Genomic DNA, 18,657 nt, shown 5'->3' on the forward strand with positions numbered 1-18,657 from the left:
CCCCCGGAACAAAACCGGACCATCGGCCCCCGCACGGCCCCCGCACGGGCCCGGAGTGGGCTCAGAGGGGCCTCGGGCAGGGGAGGGGTTGGGAGGGTCAGATCGGGCGGATGCGGGCCCAGGCGACGAAGGCGGCGCCGAAGACGGCCATCGGAAGCCCCGTCCACAAATTGACCACGTCCCCGAGCACCCCCGCCACGATCAGGATCACCCCGTACAGCAGGAACAGCCCGCCGATCACCATCCGGATGTCACTCACAGGATCACTCCGTACAAGAGGGCGGCCAGAATGACGGCGCCGGTGCCGAGCAGCACCGGCGAGCGGTACCAGCGCCGGTCGCCGGCGAGGGCGTCGTCCTCCAGGTCCACGGCGCTCAGGCCGTACACCAGGCCGCGCAGTTCCGCCTCCGGCTTGGGCGTGGTGACCAGCGTGACGATCACCGACACCAGCACGTCCACCACGAAGGCCACGCCCGCGCCCCAGAAGCTGGCGTTCAGCTCGGTGCCGAAGTTCACCACCCCGGCCTTGTACGCGAAGTACGACGCGAAGGCGCTCACCGTCCCCGCCAGCAGCCCCCAGAACCCGGCCCACGGCGTCATCCGCCGCCAGAACAGCCCGACGACGAACGTCGCGAACAGCGGCGCGTTGAAGAAGCTGAACAACGCCTGCAGGTAGTTCATGATGTTCGAGTAGCCGGCCGCGATGAACGCCGTGCCCACGCCTAGCGCCACCCCGGCGACGGTCGCCACGCGTCCCACCCTCAGGTAGTGGACGTCTGGGCGGCCGGGCCGTACGTGCGCCTGCCAGATGTCGTTGGTGAACACCGTGTTGAACCCGCTGATGTTGGCCGCCATCCCCGCCATGAACGAGGCCAGCAGCCCGGTCACCGCGACGCCGAGCACGCCGTTCGGCAGCAGGTCGCGCATGAGCAGCGGGATCGCGTCGTTGTAGTCCTGGCCCTTGCCCAGGTCGCCGAAGAGCACCAGCGCGATCATCCCCGGCAGCACCGTGACCAGCGGGATGAACAGCTTGGGGAAGGCCGCGATGATCGGCGTCATCCGGGCCGCGTTGGTGTTCCTGGCCGACAGGGCGCGCTGCACCTCGGCGAAGTTCGTCGTCCAGTAGCCGAAGGAGAGCACGAAGCCCAAGCCGAAGATGATCCCGATCCAGTGGGCCTGCATCGGGTTGGAACCCGCGGTCCCGGCCCAGGTGTGCAGGCCGCCCTCGCCGAGCGCGCTCCGGCGCACCTTGTCGAACAGGCCGGACACGCCGCCGACCTTGATCAGGCCGAGCACGGTCAGCGGGATCAGCCCGGCGAGGATCACGAAGAACTGCAGCACCTCGTTGTAGATCGCCGAGGACAGGCCGCCGAGCGTGATGTAGGAGAGCACGATCAGCGCCGAGACGACCACCGACACCGGTAGCGGCCAGCCGAGCAGGGCCTCCATGACCAGGGCGAGCGCGTACAGGTTCACGCCGGCGATGAGGATCTGCGCGACCGCGAACATGAGGGCGTTCAGCAGCTGGGTGGCGCCGTTGAAGCGCCTGCGCAGGAACTCCGGGACGCTGCGCACCTTCGAGCGGTAGTAGAAGGGCATCATCACGATGCCGAGGAACACCATCGCGGGGACGGCGCCGATCCAGTAGTAGTGCACGGTCATCGCGCCGTACTGGGCGCCGTTGGCCGCCATGCCGAGGATCTCGATCGCGCCCAGGTTGGCCGACACGAACGCCAGCCCGGTGATCCAGGCGGGCAGCCCCCGGCCCGCGAGGAAGAAGTCGAGGCTGGAGCTGATCCGGCGGCGGGCGGCGAACCCGATCGCGAGCACGGTGGCGAAGTAGACCGCGATGAGGAGGTAGTCGAGGAGGTTGACGTCTAATCGCACAACCGGCCCGCTACCCGGAAAACACCGCGATAGCCGCGTTGTGGACCGCGTGCACCGGCCGCCATAGTGTCGAAGGGTGGACGTCGCCACCTTGAGCCCCGCGCAGGCGCGGGCGCGCTTCCGCGCCGGTGAACGGGTGCCCACGGCGGGCTGGTGCCGCGGCTGGACGCAGGCCAACCTGATCGCCGTGCCCGCCCGGCTGCGGTACGAGCTGCTGCTGTTCGCCCACCGCAACCCCAAGGCCTGCCCCGTCCTGGACGTGGGCGAGCCGGGCGCCTGGTCGACCACCCTGTTCCGCGGCGACCTGCGGACCGACCTGCCCGGCTACCGCCTCTACCTGGGCGGCGAGCCGGTGGCCGACCTGGACGAGGTGACCGGCCGGTGGCGGGCCGACCTCGTGCCGTTCCTCATCGGCTGCAGCTTCACCTTCGAGGGGGCGCTGCTGGCCGCCGGGGTCCCGGTACGGCACCTGGAACAGGGCCGGAACGTGCCGATGTACCGCACGAACGTGCCGTGCGAGTCCACCGCCACGCTGTCGGGCCCGCTCGTCGTCTCGATGCGGCCGGTCCCGCAGGAGCTGGTGGAGACCGCTGTCGAGGTGACCGGCAGGTATCCGCGGGTGCACGGCTCGCCGGTGCACGTCGGCGACCCGGCCGCGATCGGCGTCCTCGACCTGGACCGGCCCGACTTCGGGGACCCGGTGGAGGTGCGGCCCGGCGAGGTGCCGCTGTTCTGGGCCTGCGGGGTGACGCCGCAGGCGGCGGTCATGGCGAGCGGCGTGGAGTACGCGATCGGCCACCTGCCGGGCCATATGGCCGTGCTGGACGCCCGGGATGACGACTATCGAGTGACTTGATCAGATATTTCGCGGTATAGGTGGATGCTTCGGTCAGTTCGGCCGGAGTGCCCTCGAAGATCACCTCGCCGCCGTGCCGGCCCGCCTCGGGGCCGAGGTCGATGACCCAGTCGGCGTGCTTGACCACGTCGAGGTCGTGCTCGACGACGACGACCGTGTCGCCCTCGTCCACCAGCCGGTCGAGCAGGGCCAGCAGCGTGTCGACGTCGGCCATGTGCAGCCCGGTCGTCGGCTCGTCGAAGACGTACACCTGGCCGCGCTCGCGCATCCGGTGCGCCAGCTTCAGCCGCTGCCGCTCCCCGCCGGACAGCGTGCTGAGCGGCTGCCCGAGCGTCAGGTAGCCGAGCCCCAGCGCGCCGAGCCCGCCGATGCCGGGCAGGTCGAACAGCCCCGTGGCCTCCTCGGCCGTCATCGCCAGCACCTCCGCGATCGTGCGGCCCGCCACCGTGTACGACAGCGCCTCCTCGCTGTACCGGCTGCCCCCGCAGGCGTCGCACACGCGGGTCACCGGGTCCATGAACGCCAGGTCCGTCCGGATCTCGCCGCGGCCCTTGCACACCGGGCACGCGCCGGCCGAGTTGAAGCTGAACAGCCCCGGCCGCACCCCGTTGGCGTCGGCGAACAGCTTGCGCAACGGGTCCATGGCCTCCAGGTACGTCGCCGGCGTCGAGCGCGGAGACCCGCCGATGGCCGACTGGTCGATGAGCACCACGTGCGGATGGCGGGCGACCAGCTCCCGGCGCATCAGCGTGCTCTTGCCCGACCCCGCCACGCCGGTGACCGCGGTGAGCACGCCGAGCGGCACGCGTACGGTGACGTCCTTGAGGTTGTGGGCGTTCGCGCCCTCGACGGTCAGCCAGCCGGACGGCGCGCGGACGGCGTCCTTGAGCCCCGTGACGCGCCGCATCATGCGGCCGGTCAGCGTGTCACCGGACGCCAGCCCGGCCACCGTGCCCTCGAACACGACCCGGCCGCCCCGCGTGCCCGCGCCCGGCCCCATGTCCACCACGTGGTCGGCCAGCTCGATCAGGTCGCGGTCGTGCTCGACGACCAGCACCGTGTTGCCCTTGTCGCGCAGCTCCACCAGCAGGTCGCCGAGCAGGTGGACGTCACGCGGGTGCAGCCCCACGCTGGGCTCGTCGAAGATGTACGTCATGCCGGTGAGGCTGCTGCCCAGGTTCCGCACGGTCTTGAGCCGCTGCGCCTCGCCGCCCGACAACGTCGGCGTCTCCCGGTCGAGGCTGAGGTAGCCGAGCCCGATGGCGTCGATCCTGCGCAACGCCTCCACCGCCGCCTCCGCCACCGGGTCGTCCAGGCCCTCCAGCAGGCCGATGAGGTCGGTGACCTCCATCGCGCAGTGGTCGGCGATGGACAGCCCGCCGATGAGCGAGGCCAGCGCGGCCGCGTTGAGCCGCCGGCCGCCGCACTCCGGGCACGTGCCCTGGCGCACGTACGGCGCCGCGGCCTTGTCGAGCCGGTCGAGGTCGCGCTTGAGGTGGACGCGCTCGAACCGGGTGACCAGGCCCTCGTAGGTGTTGGTGTACTCGCCCCTGCTGACCTTGAAGCCGCCGCCGTACAGCAGCAGGTCGCGCTCCTCGGGCGTGAAGGCGCGCACCGGCTTGTCGGGGTCGAACAGCCCGGACCTGGCGTAGAGCTGCCACACGTACGACCCGGGCGGGGCCATCCGGATCGCGCCCTCGTTCAGCGTCAGCTCCTCGTCGAGCAGCCTGCCGAGGTCGGCCTCCACCTTCTTCCCCAGGCCGTCGCAGACCGGGCACATGCCCTGCGGGTCGTTGAACGAGTACGCCGTCGCGGGCCCGGCCGACGGCTCGCCGCGCCGCGAGAACAGCACCCGCAGGATCGCGTGCACCTCGGTCATCGTGCCCACGGTCGAGCGCGCGCCGCCGCCGACCGGCCGCTGGTCCACGATCACGGCCGCGGTAAGGCCGGACATGCGCTCGGCGCGCGGGCGCTCGTGCTTGGGCAGCCGGTTCCTGACGAACGCGCTGAAGGTCTCGTTGAGCTGCCGCTGCGACTCCGTGGCGACGGTGCCGAACACGATCGAGGACTTGCCCGACCCCGACACACCGGTGAACACGGTCAGCCGCTCCTTGGGCAGCCGCAGCGTGACGTCCTTCAGGTTGTTCTGCCGCAGGCCGATCAGCTCGATGTCGCGCGACACGTGCCACACCTCCCATAGCTTTGGCTACTACCTATAGCTTAAGCTAATACACATGGCGGACATTCCCGACCGGCGAGCGCGACGGCGAGCCGAGACACAGGCCGAGATCCTCGCCATCGCGCTCGACGTGATGGCGGAGGAGGGCGTCGCCGGGCTGAGCCTGGCGACCGTGGCCAGGCGGCTCGGCATCCAGCCGCCCTCGCTGTACAAGTACTTCCCGTCCCGGCACGCGGTCTACGACGCCCTGTTCAGGCGCGGGCAGGAGGGCTACCTGGAGGCCGTGCGGCGGGGGGCCGAGCCGCACGAGCCGGGGCTGGCGGCCATGGGCCCGTCCCTGGAGGCCGGGGCGCGATGGATCATGGAGAACCAGGTGCTGGCCCAGCTGATGTTCTGGCGGCCGGTGCCGGGGTTCGCGCCCTCGCCCGAGGCGTACGCGCCCGCGCTGGCCGTCCACGAGCACTTCGCCGTCCTGATCAGGGCCGCCGTCGAGCGCGGTGAGCTGCGTCCCGACGCCGCGGGCGAGGACGGGCTCGCCCTGGCCGCGAGCCTGATCGCCGGGCTCGTCTCCCAGCAGCTCAGCAACGAGCCCGGCGCCTCCTACGAGGAGGGGCGGTTCACCCGGCTCGTCCCCCGGCTGCCGGCGGTGTTCGCGGCGGTATACCCGCCGCCGTGAGCTGGTCGCCGACCGATGGCGCGCCCGGCCGGTTGTCGATCTCCAGGTGCGGCACGACGGGCGGCTCGTCCACGCGGATGTTCCGCAGGTAGTCGGCGAAGGCGGCCAGTTTGCCGGCGTCCCTGCCCAGGCCGCGCGCCTCCAGCCGGGCACGCAGCGTCGGCCCGTCCGAACGCACCCACAGCAGGCGCACGGGCGGCCCGCCCAGCTCCCCGGCCCACCGCGTCCAGTGCGCCGTGTCGTGCACCTGCGCGGTGAACGGGCCGTCGAGCAGCACCGGGCAGCCGTGGCCGCGGATCTGCGCGGCGAGCCTGGTCAGGCCCTCGTACTCGTGGCGTTTGACGTGCCGGTCGTACCAGGGGCCCTCGCGCTCGCCCTGGTCGCGGCCGTGCGCCCGCAGGACCTCCGCGACGAGCCCGCCGTAGACGGTGTCCTTGTCGAGCAGCGCGGGCACGGGCGACAGGCGGGCCAGCAGCTCGGCCGCCACGGTGGACTTGCCCGCCCCCGGCGGCCCGCTGATCACCCACACGGTCGTCATGCGATCAACCTACGCGGATCTGCGTACACGGGTGCCTCGCCTGGACGGACGACGTCCGGCGCGCCCGCCGACAGACTTCCTGCTCATGCTGACCGTCTTCGCCAGAGCCTTCCGGGTGCCGGAACTGCGCAGGAAACTGCTGTTCACCCTGGGACTGATCGTGCTGTTCCGCCTCGGCCAGATCATGCCCGCCCCCGGCGTGGACGTCGTGGCCGTACGGCAGTGCGTGGGTTCGGCGAGCGGCGGCGTCTTCGACATGATGCAGATGCTCAGCGGCGGCGCGATGCTTCAGCTCTCGGTGTTCGCGCTGGGCGTCATGCCCTACATCACGGCCAGCATCATCATGCAGCTGTTCGCCGTCGTGGTGCCGCGCCTGGACGCGCTCAGGAAGGAGGGTTCCAACGGGCAGGCCCGGATCACCCAGTACACCCGATACATGACCGTCGGCCTCGCCGTGCTGAACGCCACCACCATCGTCGCCATGGCCCGCTCGGGGAACCTGCTGCCCGGCTGCGCCCGTCCGCTGCTGCGCGACCAGGGGCTCTTCGCGGTGTCGGTGATCGTGACGACGATGGTCGCGGGCACCTGCGTGGTGATGTGGATGGGCGAGCTGATCACCGACCGGGGGATCGGGAACGGCATGTCGATCCTGATGTTCACGCAGGTCGTGGCGGTGTTCCCGGGGTACATGGCGAAGATCTTCGTGCTCACGCCGTTCGGGTTCGGGGTGATGCTGGCGGCCGGGCTGTGCCTGGTGGCGGCGGTGGTGTTCGTCGAGCAGGCACAGCGGCGGGTGCCCGTCCAGTACGCCAAGCGCATGGTGGGGCGGCGCATGTACGGGGGGAGCAGCACGTACATCCCGCTCAAGGTCAACCAGGCGGGGATCGTACCGGTGATCTTCACCTCGTCGCTGCTCTACGTGCCGACGCTGGCCGCGCCGCTGCTCGGCGCGGAGGCGGGCGCGTGGGTCTCGCGCAACCTGACCGCCGGCACCCATCCGCTCTACATGACCGTGTACGTGCTGCTGATCGTCTCCTTCGCCTACTTCTACGTCTCGATCACCTTCAATCCCGTCGAGGTGGCCGACAACATGCGGCGGTTCGGGGGGTTCGTACCGGGGATCCGGCCGGGCGTGCCGACGGCCCGCTACCTGGCGTACGTGTTGTCGCGGCTGACCGCGCCCGGAGCCGTCTACCTCGGCGTGCTGGCGCTGCTGCCGCTGGTGGCGTTCGCGATCCTGCGCGACCCCGGCACCCAGCAGAACTTCCCGTTCGGCGGGACGAGCGTGCTCATCATGGTCGGCGTGGGGCTGGACACGGTCAAGCAGATCGAGGCCCAGCTCCAGCAGCGCAACTACGAGGGCTTCCTCAGGTAGCCCCCGGCCCTGCCCGATGCCGCTCAGGCCGACGCCGCTCAGGTCGGCAGTGCGAGGCCGGCCCGCATGGCGAACACCACGAGCTGGGCCCGGTCGCGGGCGCGCAGCTTGACCATGGCCCGGCTGACGTGGGTGCGCACGGTGTCGGGGCTGATCACCAGCTCCCCGGCGATCTCGTCGTTGGACCGGCCCGTCGCCACCCACGCCACCAGCTCGCGCTCGCGCGGGGTGAGCGTGTCCAGGCCCTCGACGGGCTCGGCGCCGCTGCGGCCGAACAGGCCGATGACCTTCCTGGTGATGGACGGCGACAGCAGCGCCTCGCCCGCGGCCACCACCCGCACGGCGTTGACCAGCTCGTCGGGCGCGCTGTCCTTGAGCAGGAAACCGCTCGCCCCGGCCTGGAGGGCGGCGAAGACGTACTCGTCGACGGCGAACGTGGTCACCACCACGATCCGGGTGCCGCCCAGCGTGGGGTCGGCGGCCACGGCGCGCAGCGTGGCCAGGCCGTCGGTGCCGGGCATGCGGATGTCGAGCAGCAGCACGTCGGGACGGGTGCGGCGGATCAGGTCGAGTGCCGCCGCGCCGTCGGCCGCCTCGCCCACGCACTCCATGCCGGGCTCCCGCTCCAGCAGCGCCCGCAACCCCATCCGCACCACGGCCTGATCATCCGCGACCGCCACCCTGATCACCGGCTCCCCGGAAGTGGGGTGGTGTGCGTCCCTGATCACGGGCTCTCCGGAAGCGGGTCGTGGGGCGTTCGTGATCAGTGGCTGCCCGGCGGTGGGGTCGGGGGTGTCCGGGGCCGGGCCGTGGGGGGTGTGGGTGGTCATGCCGTGGGCCGGGGGAAGCGGGCGGTCACCTGGAAGCCGCCGCCCTCGCGGGGCCCGGCGGTGAACCGGCCGCCCGCCTCGGTGACGTGGGCGCGCATCCCGGCCAGCCCGCGGCCCTCGCCCGAGCCGTTCCAGCCCGCGCCGCGGTCGGCGACCTCCAGCACGAACGCGCGGTGGTCGTGCGCCAGACGCACCGACGCCCTGGTCGGCCCGGCGTGCCGGAGCACGTTGGTGAGGGACTCGCGGACCACCCGGTAGACGGCGCCCTTGAGGTGGGCGGGCACGGCGGGGTCGGCCGGCTCGACGTCGACGGGCAGCCCGGCGGCCCGTACGCCCGCGATGAGGCCGGGCAGGTCGGCGGCCGGCGGGTCGATGCCGTCGAGCGCGGCGCGCAGGTGGGCGAGGGCGGTGGTGCTGGTCTCCCTGATCGCCCGGAGCGAGGCCCGCGCCTGCTCGGGGTCGTCGTCGAGGGCGACGAGCGCGAGCCCGGCCTGCATGGCGATGGCGGCCAGCCCGTGACCGGCGGCGTCGTGCACCTCCCCGGCGATCCGCGCCCGCTCGGCCGCCACGACCCCCACCCCACCGGGCACGGCGTCGGACGCGCCGGGGCCGGCGGTCGTGCGGCCCGGAAGCGGGCACGCGCCCGCCACGAAGGCGTCGCCGTCCGCGGCGGCCTGGCCGGGACGGACGGTGGCCGCGGAATGGGGTACGGCAGGCGCCGGAATCCCCCACGCCGCACCCGGCCGGGGCCCACGAACCGGAGCCGCACCACCGGCCACCGCGTACGGCGGCGCCCCGTCCTCCGGGGTGAGCGTGTACGGCGGCGCGGTGTCGAGGGCGTATGGCGGTGCCGCGGCCTCGAAGGCGAGGGTGTGCGGTGGTGGGGCGGTGTCGGCGGTGTGGGCCGAGGGCGGGGGTTCGGTGTCGGCCGCGGCGGCCGCCGCGGCCGCTCTGGCCTGGGCGAGCCCGCTGAACGACCACGGGACGGCCAGCCACCCGGCCCAGGCCAGCATGACCACGACCGGGATGTCACCCACCCGGTTCAGGCGCGACAGCGCGGCGAACGACCCGCGCAGGCGCCCGCCGCGTTGCGTGTGCTCGCTCACCATCCCCCACCCGGCCAGGCTCGTGTCGTCCCGATCCTAGCGAGTTCCTAGCGGCACGGTTCGATCGCGGGCCCGTCCGGCCGCCCCGGGACGATCTTGCCGGGAGGGCGTCAGCGCATCCCGTCGGTCAGCCAGCGCAGGGGGTTGTCGCGGGTGATCAGGCGGATGACGTCCTCGGCGGTGCCGGCCTCGCGCAGGCGGGGGAGCACGCTGTGGAACAGGTGGGCGTAGCCGCAGCCGCCGTAGCGCTGGACCTGGGCCACGCGGCTCAGTCCGGTGCTGAGCAGCAGGCGGTCGGCGTGGCCGTCCTCGATGAGGCCGAGCGCGATCCTGGCCGCCTGGTCGGGGCCGAGCGCCACGGCGCTGAGACTGACGTACGCGCCCGCCTCGGCGATCTTGCGGGCGCCGCCCAGGTCGCCGGAGTAGCCGACGGCCACGCGGGAGCCGGGCAGGTTCTCGCCGAGCAGGATCTCCAGCAGCGCCAGGGCGTTCTGGCCGTGGGTGGCGACGGGCAGGCGCGACTGCCGGGAGGCGCGGGCGGCGGCGCGCAGGCAGCGCTCCTCCCACGCGGTGGGTTCGGCGCCCCAGCTGCCGACCTCGCCGATCACGCCGGGGAAGACGCCTGTGCCGTCCACGCCGCTGGAGATCTCGGTCATCAGGCGCCGGGTGAGCTGCTCGACGTCCTCGTCGCCGACGCCGGTGAACGGCTGGGCGAAGAAGCCGGTCGAGGCGATCACCGGCACCCGGCTGCCCGCCGCGATGCGGGCCAGGGCGGCGGCGTCGCGGCCCATGCCGAGACAGGTCAGGTCGACGACCAGGTTGAGCTCGTCGGACTGGCGGAGCTCACGGAGCTCCGCGGTGACAGTGGTCTCCTCGTCGAGCCAGCGGTGCGGGTCGGAGTCGATGCCGACCGCCCAGCGCATGTCGTTGCGCAGATGCTCGTGGGGGAGTACGGCTCCGTTCACGGCGGCCGCGCGAATGGGGCCGGTGACGGTGCGAAGGATGACCTCGGGCATAGCAGACATTAACCGATAGTTACCGAATCCTGTGCCCCACGTCCGGAAATTTTACCCTTAGTCCCGTTTGGTGAGCTGCTAGTGGTCTGCAAGTGTTCCTGCCGGTGTGGGCCTTATCCTGAAGGGAAGCCGACGACACGGGGGAGACGTGCCGATCCAGAACTCCGAGACGGGCGACGCCGACGTGATGAAGGACGAGGCCGCCGAACGTTCCGCCATGCCCGGCCGCCGTACCGGCCTGAAGGGCTGGCTCGACGGCGTCAGGTCCACCCGCGCGGGCGCGCTCACGTTGAAGATCGTGGTGGGCGCCATCGGCGCGGTGATGGTGGTCGGCGGCCTGATCATGGTGCCGTTCCCCGGGCCGGGCTGGCTCGTGGTGTTCGCCGGGCTGGCGGTGCTGGCCACCGAGTTCCACTGGGCCCACCGGGTGCTGGAGTTCGGCAAGCAGACCCTGCACGCCTGGACGCAGTGGTACAAGCGGCAGGGCTGGACGGTGCGCATCCTCGTGCTGCTGGTGACCGTGGCCGCCGCCGGGGTGATCGTCTACTTCGGCATGCTGACGCTCGGCATCGACCTGCTGGAAATCGCCCAGCGCTTCGTCTGATCCGGCGAAGGGCTTTCAGACCGGGTCGTTATCGTTCCCGGAATCGCGGCTTTTCCCTGCCTATTCTGCGGGCGTGATCGCTCATCTCGCCGTCGCCTTGTCGCTGACGTTCCTCGCTCCGGCCGCCGCCAGGGCCGACCTGGCATTGCCGGGGACCGGTGGAATGAAATATCAGGAAAAGTCGGGCGATCCCGTACGGCTCAGCGCGTACGGCCTCGGCACCGCCGGCACCTACCTCCGCGCCGCCACCGGCGACGCCTTCACCCGGCAGAAGAGCCTGTCGGAGGTGTCGGTCTCGCCCGACGGACGCCTGACGGCCGGGGTGCCGTCGTCGTACCGGGCGGGCTTCGACTCCGTGGTCGTCACCGACCGGACCACCGGCAAGACCGCCACGATCCGTACCGTCAGGAAGCCCATGACGGCCTCCTACGCCTCCTGGTCCAGGGACGGCAGGAAGGTCGCGCTCACCGTCGAGCAAAAGGTGAGCGGGACGTGGCGGGTGCTCGGCTTCACGGTCGTGGACGTGCGCGCGGGCACCGCGAGCACCGTCCGGGTCGCCGGGCTCGCCCGGCGGGCCGGCTTCTGGTGGAGCCCCGACGGCAACCTCGTCAGCATGTACGGCACCGGCCTGCGCGTCTACCGCCCCGCCGACGGCACGGTGCTGCGCACGTACGCGGACGTGGGCCTGCCGACCGGCCCCGAGGACTCCTACGCGCCCTCGGGCAAGCGCCTGACGACCTGGTGCCCGTCGCGCTTCAAGGAGCAGGTCTGCCTGGTCGACCTCGCCTCCGGCACGATCGCCCAGCGCGTGGCCGTCAAGCCGGAGGCCCTGTTCGGCTGGTGGGACGACAGCCACCTGATCGCCGTCACGAAGGCCGGGAACGGCCGCCGCCTGTCGGTGCTCGACCTGACCGGCCGCACGACGCGCGTGCTCGCGGACGTGCCCGCCGCCACCTGGGCCGCCGAGCTGTGGGTCAGCTTCGCCAGGACCCGCGTGTCATAGGTAGAGGCCCGTGCCGTGGTCGGTCTCCTGGGTGGCCACCGCGTGCAGGTCGCGCTCGCGCATGACCAGGTAGACCCGCGCGTGCACCTCGACCTCGAACTGGTCCTCCGGGTTGAACAGCACCTTGTCGCCCACCTTGACCGCGCGCACGTTCGTGCCGACGCCGCAGACCTCGCCCCACGACAGCCGGTTGGCCATCTTGACCGTCGCGGGGATGACGATGCCGGAGCCGCTGCGCCGCTCCTCGGCCTCCTGCTCCAGCCGGATCATCACGCGGTCGTGCAGCATCTGAATCTCGAACTTGGGCGCTTCCACGGGTCACAGTTTACGAGCCGCCGCGCCCCCGCCGGTCCGCGATCGTCCCAGGTCCCGCCGGACGCCGGTCAGGGCCCGGTGGTGGGTCAGGGCAGCCGGAGCTCGGCGTACACCGGGCGGTGGTCGCTGCCGATCGGCCCGAGCACCCGGAAGTCCCGCACCGCCATGCGGCCGTCGGCCAGCACGTGGTCGATCGCCACGCCGGGCACCGGACCCCATCCGCCCCACGTCGGCGACAGGCCCCGGCCCATGGCGGCGGCCGCGTCCCGGTAGCCCGCGGCCAGCAGTTCGCGGACCGGGCGGTGGTCGAGCGTGGCGTTGAAGTCGCCGGCCAGCACGCGCAGCCGTCCGCCGCCGCGCGGCAGCCGTTCCAGCCCCGCCAGCCAGCACGGCTGCCGGCCCATCCGTTTGGGCGCGCAGGGATGCACCGAGACGATCTCCAGCCGGGCCCCGCCGGGGTGCGTCAGCACGGCCGTGGCCTGCCCGAACCCGCCCAGCTTGATCAGCTCGCCGGCCGCGAGGGGATGGCGGGCGTACACGGCCGAGCCGCCCACGCCCTCGGTGGCCCGCGGTACCGCGTACGGCAGCAGTTCGCGCACTCCCGCCGCCTCCAGCCGCCGCTCGGCCGCAGGCGTGAACTCCTGCAACGTGAGCACGTCCGGGCGCAGCGATCTGACCAGCCGGGCCAGCTCGGCCGCGTCGGCCGTGCCCACCAGCAGGTTGGCGGCCAGCACGCGCAGCGTCGCGCCGCCCGCGGCGACCCCAGCGGGCTCAGGGAAGGCGCGCGGCAGCACCGCGACGCCGAGCGCCAGCACCGTGACCAGCGCGACCGCCCCCGCGGCCCACCGCCGCAGCAGCCCGGCGAGTGCCAGGCTCAGCACCGCGCCCGCCGCCGCGTGCGGCGTGAACGCCACCATCGGCACCCACGGCCAGTCCGGCTCGAACCCGCTCACCCGCACCGCCGCCCACACGGCGAACGGCGTCACCGCGATCCAGCTCATCCAGGTACGCACGCCCTGTATCACCACATGTCCTGCAAGGAGTTCACGGCGTGAGAAAGTGTGCTCCATGCGCGACGTGGAAGCCAGGGTCCTCAACGCCATCGACGAGACGGAGACGGTCGGCCTGCTGGCCGAGACCGTGCGGGTCCCCAGCGTGACGGGCACCGACGCCGAGTCCGACCTCCAGCACCGCTTCGCCCGCCTGCTCACCGAGGCCGGCCTGGACGTGGACGTCTGGAAACTCGACCTCGCCGGTCTCGCCGCCCAAGCGGGCTTCCCCGGCACCGAGGCCCCCAGGCGGGAGGGCTACGGCGTCGCCGCCGTGACCGAGGGGGAGGGTTGGCCCGCGCTCGCCCTCCAGGGCCATGTGGACGTCGTCCCCACGGGCGACCTGGCCAAGTGGGAGGGCAGCGACCCGTTCGCCGCCCGGATCACCGGCGACGTGCTGCACGGCAGGGGCGCCTGCGACATGAAGGCCGGCCTGGTGGCCAACCTGGCCGTCGTACGGGCGCTGAAGCGGGCGGGCGTGCGCCTGGCCAGGCCGCTCGCCGTGCACTGCGTGATCAGCGAGGAGGACGGCGGCCTCGGCGCCTTCGCCACCCTGGCCCGGGGGCACACGGCGGAGGCCGCGGTGATCACCGAGCCCACCAGCGGCGCGGTCATCACCGCCAACGCCGGCGCGCTGACCTTCCGCCTGGAGCTCGCCGGCCGGGCCGCGCACGGCGCCACCAGGTACGAGGGCGTCAACGCGATCGAGGTTTTCTGGCCGGTGTTCGAGGCGATCAGGCGCCTGGAGGCCGAGCGCAACCGGGACGTCCCGGAGATCTTCGGCGGCAACCCGATGCCGTACCCGATCGAGGTCGGCACCGTGCGGGCGGGCGACTGGGCGAGCACCGTGCCCGACCTGCTGGTCGCCGAGGGACGCCTCGGCGTGCGGCTGGAGGAGGACCCGGCCGCGGCGCGGGCGGCCTTCGAGGAGGCCGTCGCCTCGGCCGCCCACCCGTGGCTGCGGGACAACCCGCCCGTGGTGACCTGGCCGGGCGGCCAGTTCGCCAGCGGCCGGCTGCCCGCCGGGCACGAGCTGCTCGGCGAGGTGAACCGGGCCGTCTCCGACGTCGCGGGCCGCCGTCCGGCCGAGGCCGCCGCGCCGTACGGGAGCGATCTGCGCCTGTACGCGGCCGGCGGCGTCCCGACCCTGCACTACGGCCCCGGCGACGTCCGGTTCGCGCACGCGCCCAGGGAGCAGGTCGAACTGGCCGAGCTGCGCGAGGTCACCCGCGCGCTGGCGCTGCTCGCGGTCCGCCGCTGCGGCGTCCTGTGAGCAGTTCCCGGTACGACGGTCACAGGGACGACTCGACCGGCAGGCCGGCCCCGACCCAGTCCTCGATGCCCTCGACGTACCGGCGGACGTCGGTGTAGCCGAGCGCGGCCAGCCGGTTGGCCACGGCCTTGCTGTTGCCGCAGGCCGGGTTGGAGCAGTAGGTGACGATGGGGGCGTCCTTGTCGGGCAGCAGCTCGGCGGCGCGCTCGGCGACCTCGCTCTCGACCAGCGCGACGGCCCCCGGCAGGTGCTGCTGGGCGTAGTAGGAGCCGCCGAGCGTGTCGAGCACGGTCACGCTGCCCAGACGGGCGTGCAGTTCCTCGCGGGTGATGGTCATTGTGGCCTCCAAGAGAAATGGACTAAAGTCCGGATGTGTGGATGGCCAGAAAGTTAACGGACCGCAGTCCGGTTCGTCAAGCGAGCCGCTGGAGCTGCTGACCGGCAAACCGGTCAGGGAACGCGCGGACGCGGCGCGCAACAGGGAGAAGGTGCTGGCCGCCGCCGCGCGGCTGTTCGCCGAGAAGGGCGTGGAGGCCGTGTCGATGGACGCGGTCGCCGCCGAGGCGGGCGTCGGCAAGGGCACGCTGTTCCGCAGGTTCGGCGACAAGTCGGGGCTGGCGGTGGCGCTGCTGGACGCCCGCGAACGCGACCTGCAGCAGCGCGTGCTGTCCGGGCCGCCGCCCGTCGGCCCCGGCGCGCCCGCCGCCGAGCGCCTGACCGCCTTCACAGCCGCCTACCTCGACTACCTCTACGCCCACCTCGACCTGGTACGCATGTCCGAGACGGCCAGCCCCGGCGCCCGCTACCGCATCGGCGCCTACCGCTTCTGGCATCGTCATTGTGCGATCCTGCTGGCCGAGGCCCGTCCGGGCGCCGACGCCGACGTGCTCGCCCACACCCTGCTGGCCGCGATGGGCGCGGAGGCGGCCGGGGTGCTGCGCGAGGAGTACGGCCGCGAGCGCGCCGTCGCGGGCGTCACCGCCCTGGCCGACGCCCTCGCGCGGCCGGTCTAGCCCAGCGCGGGGGCGGTCACGCGCCGCCGCGCCTCGGGGACGATCATCGGCGTCCCCGTCTGCGGGTCCTGGATGATCTCGCACCGCAGGTCGAACACCCGGCGGACCAGCTCGGACGTGACGATCTCGGCCGGCACGCCCTCGGCCACGACCTCGCCGGCCCGCATGACGATCAGGTGGGTGGCGTACCGGCACGCCTGGTTGAGGTCGTGCAGCACGGCCACCATGGTCCGGCCGGCCTCGTGCAGGTCGGCGCAGAGGTCGAGCACCTCGATCTGGTGGGAGATGTCCAGGAACGTGGTGGGCTCGTCCAGCAGCAGGATCGGCGTCTCCTGGGCCAGTGCCATGGCCAGCCACACCCGCTGCCGCTGCCCGCCGGACAGCTCGTCCACGATCCGGTCGGCCAGCTCGGCGACGTCGGTCGCGCGCATGGCCTCGGTCACGGCCGCCTCGTCGGCCCGCGACCACTGCCGCATGAGCCGCTGGTGCGGGTACCGCCCGCGGGCCACCAGGTCGGCCACGCTGATCCCGTCGGGCACGATCGAGCTCTGCGGCAGCAGGCCCAGCCGCCGCGCCACCTCCTTCGACGGCAGCGAGGTGATCACGCTGCCGTCGAGGTGCACGGCGCCCTTCCTGGGCCTGAGCATCCTGGCCAGCGCGCGCAGCAGGGTGGACTTGCCGCACGCGTTCGGGCCGATGATCACCGTGAAGGACTCGTCCGGGATCGCCACGCTGAGGTCGGCGGCCACGACGCGCTGGTCGTAGGCGAGGGTGAGGTCGGTGCCCGAGAGGCGAGGGGCGTCCATCAGTGGTGGTCCTTCCGCAGGAGCAGGGCGAGGTACGTGCCGCCGACCGCGGCGGTGACCACCCCGACCGGAAGCTGGGTCGGGGCGAGCAGCCGCTGGGCGACCAGGTCGGAGGCGGTCAGCAGCACGGCCCCCATGAGCGCCGACGCGCCCATGGTGACCCCGGGGGAGCGGGTCAGGCGGCGGGCGATCTGCGGCGCGGCCAGCGCGACGAAGACGACGGGCCCGGCCGCCGCGGTGGCCACGCCGGTCAGCAGCACCCCGGCGGTGACGGCCACGGCCCGTACGGCCTCGACCTTGACGCCCATGGCCTTGGCCGCGTCGTCGCCCATCTCGATCATCCGCATCGGCCGCGCCACCAGCGCGCACACCGGTAGCAGGACGGCCAGCGCCACCGCGACCGGGATCGCGTGGTCCCAGCCGCGCCCGCTGAGGCTGCCGGTCAGCCACGCGCCCGCGGTGGCCGCGTCGTTGATGTTGGCCCTGGTCAGCAGGTAGTTGTTGACCGCCAGCAGCAGCGTGTTGGCGCCGATGCCGACCAGCACCAGCCGGTAGCCCTGCACGCCGCGCCGGAACGCCAGCGCGTAGACCAGGACGGCGGTGACCACGCACCCGGCCAGCGCGCCGCCCGCGATCGTCATGGCCGACCCGCCCGCGATGACGGCGACGATGCCGCCCGTCGAGGCGCCGGCGCTGAAACCGATGAAGTCGGGGCTGCCCAGCGGGTTCTTGGTCAGGCTCTGGAAGATCGCGCCGCCCGCCCCGAACGCCGCCCCGACCAGCAGCCCGGTGACCACGCGCGGGGCCCGCAGCTTGCTCACGATCAGCTCGGCGACCGGCGTGCCCTGGCCGAACAGGGCGTCCAGGACATCGGGCACGGAGACGGTGAACTCGCCGGTCGCGATCGCCGCCACGGCCACCCCGCAGCCGATCGCCACGAGGGCGGCGCAGACGAGCAGGGACCGGGGCGCGAGCCGTACGGACCACGGGCCGACTCGTACGGTCACAGCGCCGCCACCCGCCTGCGCCTGGCCAGCAGGATGAAGATCGGCGCGCCGATCACCGCCCACACGATGCCCACCTGCACCTCTCCCGGACGCGCGATCAGCCGTCCGACGACGTCGGCGCCCAGCAGCAGCACCGGCGCGGCCAGCGCCGAGTACGGCAGCACCCACCGCTGGTCGCCGCCCACCAGCGCGCGCACGGCGTGCGGCACGACCAGCCCGACGAACCACAGCGGCCCGGCGGCGGCGGTCGCGGCCCCGCACAGCAGCGTGACGGCCACGCCGGTGAGCACCCGCGTCCTGCCGACGGCGACGCCCAGCGAGCGCCCGGCGTCGTCGCCGAGCGAGAGCATGTTGAGCGGCCTGGCCAGCGTCAGCCCGAGCGCCAGCCCCGCGACCATGAACGGCGCCAGCCGCACCAGCGTGTCCGCGCTCTGCCCGGCCAGCGAGCCGGTCAGCCAGAACCGCATGCGGTCGAAGGTCTGCGCGTCCATGCGCAGGATCGCCGAGGCCACCGCCGTGAACACCATGCCGAGCGCGACGCCGGCCAGCGCCAGGCGTACCGGGCCGGCGCCGGAGCGGCCGGCCGAGGCCAGCGCGTAGACGACGACGGAGGCCACCGCGGCGCCGCCGAAGGCGAACCAGACGTAGACGGCGGGGTCGGACAGGCCGAACAGGCCGAGCGCGAGCGTGACGCCGAGCGCGGCGCCCTCGTTGATGCCGAGCAGCCCGGGGTCGGCCAGCGGGTTGCGGGTCAGGCTCTGGATGAGCGCCCCCGCCAGGCCCAGCGTCGCGCCGACGCCGACGCCAAGGAGCGTTCGGGGGATGCGCAGCTCGCGGATGACGACGTGGTCGCTGGAGCCGTCCGGGGCGAACAGCGCGTCGATCACCGTTGAGAGCGGCATCGACCGTGCCCCGAGCGCCACGCTCGCCGCGGCCACCAGTGCCAGCACCCCCGCGGTCACGACCAGGCCGGTCACCAGCACGGTGGCGGGCCGGTGGAGTCGCGGGCCTCCCCCGGTCACGGCCGGTCGCCCGGTGGCGGGCTCAGCGGTGTCCTCTGCCGGGCGCACCCGACCCCCTCTCGTCGCGGTCAAACTTAGGTAAGGCTAATCTAATGCCTCGGC

The 18,657-nt window shown here is 72.9% G+C and carries 20 protein-coding genes; 7 read left to right on the forward strand and 13 right to left on the reverse strand.

What is annotated here, in order from left to right:
- Nucleotides 1-97 precede the first annotated feature (97 nt).
- Together ACIA8R_RS15065 and ACIA8R_RS15070 are read right to left on the reverse strand one after the other, a co-directional pair.
- On the reverse strand, nt 98-259 hold the full coding sequence (locus ACIA8R_RS15065; RefSeq protein WP_357700926.1) for a hypothetical protein: 162 nt from the start codon (nt 257-259) through the stop codon (nt 98-100).
- The gene (locus tag ACIA8R_RS15070) at nt 256-1,887 is read right to left on the reverse strand and encodes a sodium:solute symporter family protein (RefSeq protein WP_397038751.1); all 1,632 of its coding nucleotides are present in this window, start codon (nt 1,885-1,887) and stop codon (nt 256-258) included. The genes ACIA8R_RS15065 and ACIA8R_RS15070 overlap by 4 nt, the downstream gene beginning before the upstream one ends.
- 76 nt (nt 1,888-1,963) lie before the next feature.
- Between ACIA8R_RS15070 and ACIA8R_RS15075 the strand changes: the two genes are divergently transcribed.
- Nucleotides 1,964-2,743, forward strand: a complete 780-nt coding sequence (locus ACIA8R_RS15075) for a putative hydro-lyase (RefSeq protein ID WP_397038753.1) — start codon at nt 1,964-1,966, stop codon at nt 2,741-2,743.
- Here the strand turns inward: ACIA8R_RS15075 and ACIA8R_RS15080 are convergent.
- Nucleotides 2,652-4,925: an excinuclease ABC subunit UvrA gene (locus ACIA8R_RS15080; RefSeq protein ID WP_397038755.1), complete on the reverse strand. Its 2,274-nt coding sequence runs from the start codon at nt 4,923-4,925 to the stop codon at nt 2,652-2,654. The genes ACIA8R_RS15075 and ACIA8R_RS15080 overlap by 92 nt on opposite strands.
- A gap of 52 nt (nt 4,926-4,977) precedes the next feature.
- Here ACIA8R_RS15080 and ACIA8R_RS15085 point away from each other — a divergent pair, with 52 nt between their 5' ends.
- Complete coding sequence (locus ACIA8R_RS15085) at nt 4,978-5,598, forward strand: TetR/AcrR family transcriptional regulator (RefSeq protein WP_397038757.1); 621 nt, start codon at nt 4,978-4,980, stop codon at nt 5,596-5,598.
- Here the strand turns inward: ACIA8R_RS15085 and ACIA8R_RS15090 are convergent.
- The gene (locus tag ACIA8R_RS15090) at nt 5,540-6,136 is read right to left on the reverse strand and encodes an AAA family ATPase (protein ID WP_397038759.1); all 597 of its coding nucleotides are present in this window, start codon (nt 6,134-6,136) and stop codon (nt 5,540-5,542) included. The genes ACIA8R_RS15085 and ACIA8R_RS15090 overlap by 59 nt on opposite strands.
- Nucleotides 6,137-6,221: 85 nt before the next feature.
- On the opposite strand from ACIA8R_RS15090, the gene secY reads away from it, so the two are divergent.
- A complete protein-coding gene (secY, locus tag ACIA8R_RS15095) occupies nt 6,222-7,511 on the forward strand; it encodes a preprotein translocase subunit SecY (protein WP_357700914.1) in 1,290 nt (429 codons plus the stop codon).
- A gap of 38 nt (nt 7,512-7,549) precedes the next feature.
- On the opposite strand, the gene ACIA8R_RS15100 is transcribed toward secY, so the two are convergent.
- The 3 genes from ACIA8R_RS15100 to ACIA8R_RS15110 all read right to left on the reverse strand — a co-directional run bounded on the left by ACIA8R_RS15100 (nt 7,550) and on the right by ACIA8R_RS15110 (nt 10,463).
- On the reverse strand, nt 7,550-8,239 hold the full coding sequence (locus ACIA8R_RS15100; protein WP_357700912.1) for a response regulator transcription factor: 690 nt from the start codon (nt 8,237-8,239) through the stop codon (nt 7,550-7,552).
- Nucleotides 8,240-8,337: 98 nt separating this feature from the next.
- Entirely contained in the window at nt 8,338-9,450 is a 1,113-nt protein-coding gene (locus ACIA8R_RS15105; RefSeq protein WP_397038761.1) for a histidine kinase, read from the reverse strand.
- A 107-nt stretch (nt 9,451-9,557) separates the two neighbouring features.
- The gene (locus ACIA8R_RS15110) at nt 9,558-10,463 is read right to left on the reverse strand and encodes an aryldialkylphosphatase (protein ID WP_364093657.1); all 906 of its coding nucleotides are present in this window, start codon (nt 10,461-10,463) and stop codon (nt 9,558-9,560) included.
- 148 nt (nt 10,464-10,611) lie between these two features.
- Here ACIA8R_RS15110 and ACIA8R_RS15115 point away from each other — a divergent pair, with 148 nt between their 5' ends.
- Both ACIA8R_RS15115 and ACIA8R_RS15120 read left to right on the forward strand, forming a co-directional pair.
- Complete coding sequence (locus tag ACIA8R_RS15115; RefSeq protein WP_364093661.1) at nt 10,612-11,067, forward strand: TIGR02611 family protein; 456 nt, start codon at nt 10,612-10,614, stop codon at nt 11,065-11,067.
- Between the two features lie 73 nt (nt 11,068-11,140).
- Nucleotides 11,141-12,070: a hypothetical protein gene (locus ACIA8R_RS15120; protein ID WP_397038764.1), complete on the forward strand. Its 930-nt coding sequence runs from the start codon at nt 11,141-11,143 to the stop codon at nt 12,068-12,070.
- Here ACIA8R_RS15120 and ACIA8R_RS15125 read toward each other — a convergent pair.
- Both ACIA8R_RS15125 and ACIA8R_RS15130 read right to left on the reverse strand, forming a co-directional pair.
- Nucleotides 12,065-12,385, reverse strand: a complete 321-nt coding sequence (locus tag ACIA8R_RS15125; protein WP_357700902.1) for a co-chaperone GroES — start codon at nt 12,383-12,385, stop codon at nt 12,065-12,067. The genes ACIA8R_RS15120 and ACIA8R_RS15125 overlap by 6 nt on opposite strands.
- An 86-nt stretch (nt 12,386-12,471) precedes the next feature.
- Complete coding sequence (locus ACIA8R_RS15130) at nt 12,472-13,398, reverse strand: endonuclease/exonuclease/phosphatase family protein (RefSeq protein ID WP_397038766.1); 927 nt, start codon at nt 13,396-13,398, stop codon at nt 12,472-12,474.
- 55 nt (nt 13,399-13,453) lie between these two features.
- Here ACIA8R_RS15130 and ACIA8R_RS15135 point away from each other — a divergent pair, with 55 nt between their 5' ends.
- Nucleotides 13,454-14,707 (forward strand): ArgE/DapE family deacylase, encoded by a 1,254-nt coding sequence (locus ACIA8R_RS15135; RefSeq protein ID WP_397038768.1) that lies wholly within the window; start codon nt 13,454-13,456, stop codon nt 14,705-14,707.
- Between the two features lie 19 nt (nt 14,708-14,726).
- Here the strand turns inward: ACIA8R_RS15135 and ACIA8R_RS15140 are convergent, their stop codons facing one another.
- On the reverse strand, nt 14,727-15,044 hold the full coding sequence (locus ACIA8R_RS15140) for a rhodanese-like domain-containing protein (protein ID WP_364093673.1): 318 nt from the start codon (nt 15,042-15,044) through the stop codon (nt 14,727-14,729).
- A 37-nt stretch (nt 15,045-15,081) separates the two neighbouring features.
- Here ACIA8R_RS15140 and ACIA8R_RS15145 point away from each other — a divergent pair, with 37 nt between their 5' ends.
- Entirely contained in the window at nt 15,082-15,720 is a 639-nt protein-coding gene (locus ACIA8R_RS15145) for a helix-turn-helix domain-containing protein (RefSeq protein ID WP_364093676.1), read from the forward strand.
- On the opposite strand, the gene ACIA8R_RS15150 is transcribed toward ACIA8R_RS15145, so the two are convergent.
- Genes ACIA8R_RS15150 through ACIA8R_RS15160 form a run of 3 tightly spaced genes read right to left on the reverse strand, consistent with a single transcriptional unit; the run spans nt 15,717 to nt 18,603 of the window.
- Nucleotides 15,717-16,526: an ABC transporter ATP-binding protein gene (locus tag ACIA8R_RS15150; protein ID WP_397038770.1), complete on the reverse strand. Its 810-nt coding sequence runs from the start codon at nt 16,524-16,526 to the stop codon at nt 15,717-15,719. The genes ACIA8R_RS15145 and ACIA8R_RS15150 overlap by 4 nt on opposite strands.
- Nucleotides 16,526-17,533, reverse strand: coding sequence for a FecCD family ABC transporter permease (locus ACIA8R_RS15155; RefSeq protein WP_397038772.1), 1,008 nt, complete (start codon nt 17,531-17,533; stop codon nt 16,526-16,528). The genes ACIA8R_RS15150 and ACIA8R_RS15155 overlap by 1 nt, the downstream gene beginning before the upstream one ends.
- The gene (locus ACIA8R_RS15160; protein ID WP_397038774.1) at nt 17,530-18,603 is read right to left on the reverse strand and encodes a FecCD family ABC transporter permease; all 1,074 of its coding nucleotides are present in this window, start codon (nt 18,601-18,603) and stop codon (nt 17,530-17,532) included. The genes ACIA8R_RS15155 and ACIA8R_RS15160 overlap by 4 nt, the downstream gene beginning before the upstream one ends.
- Nucleotides 18,604-18,657 lie beyond the last annotated feature (54 nt).

This window comes from Nonomuraea sp. NPDC051191, assembly GCF_044455665.1.
In the GTDB taxonomy this organism is placed as follows: Bacteria; Actinomycetota; Actinomycetes; order Streptosporangiales; family Streptosporangiaceae; genus Nonomuraea.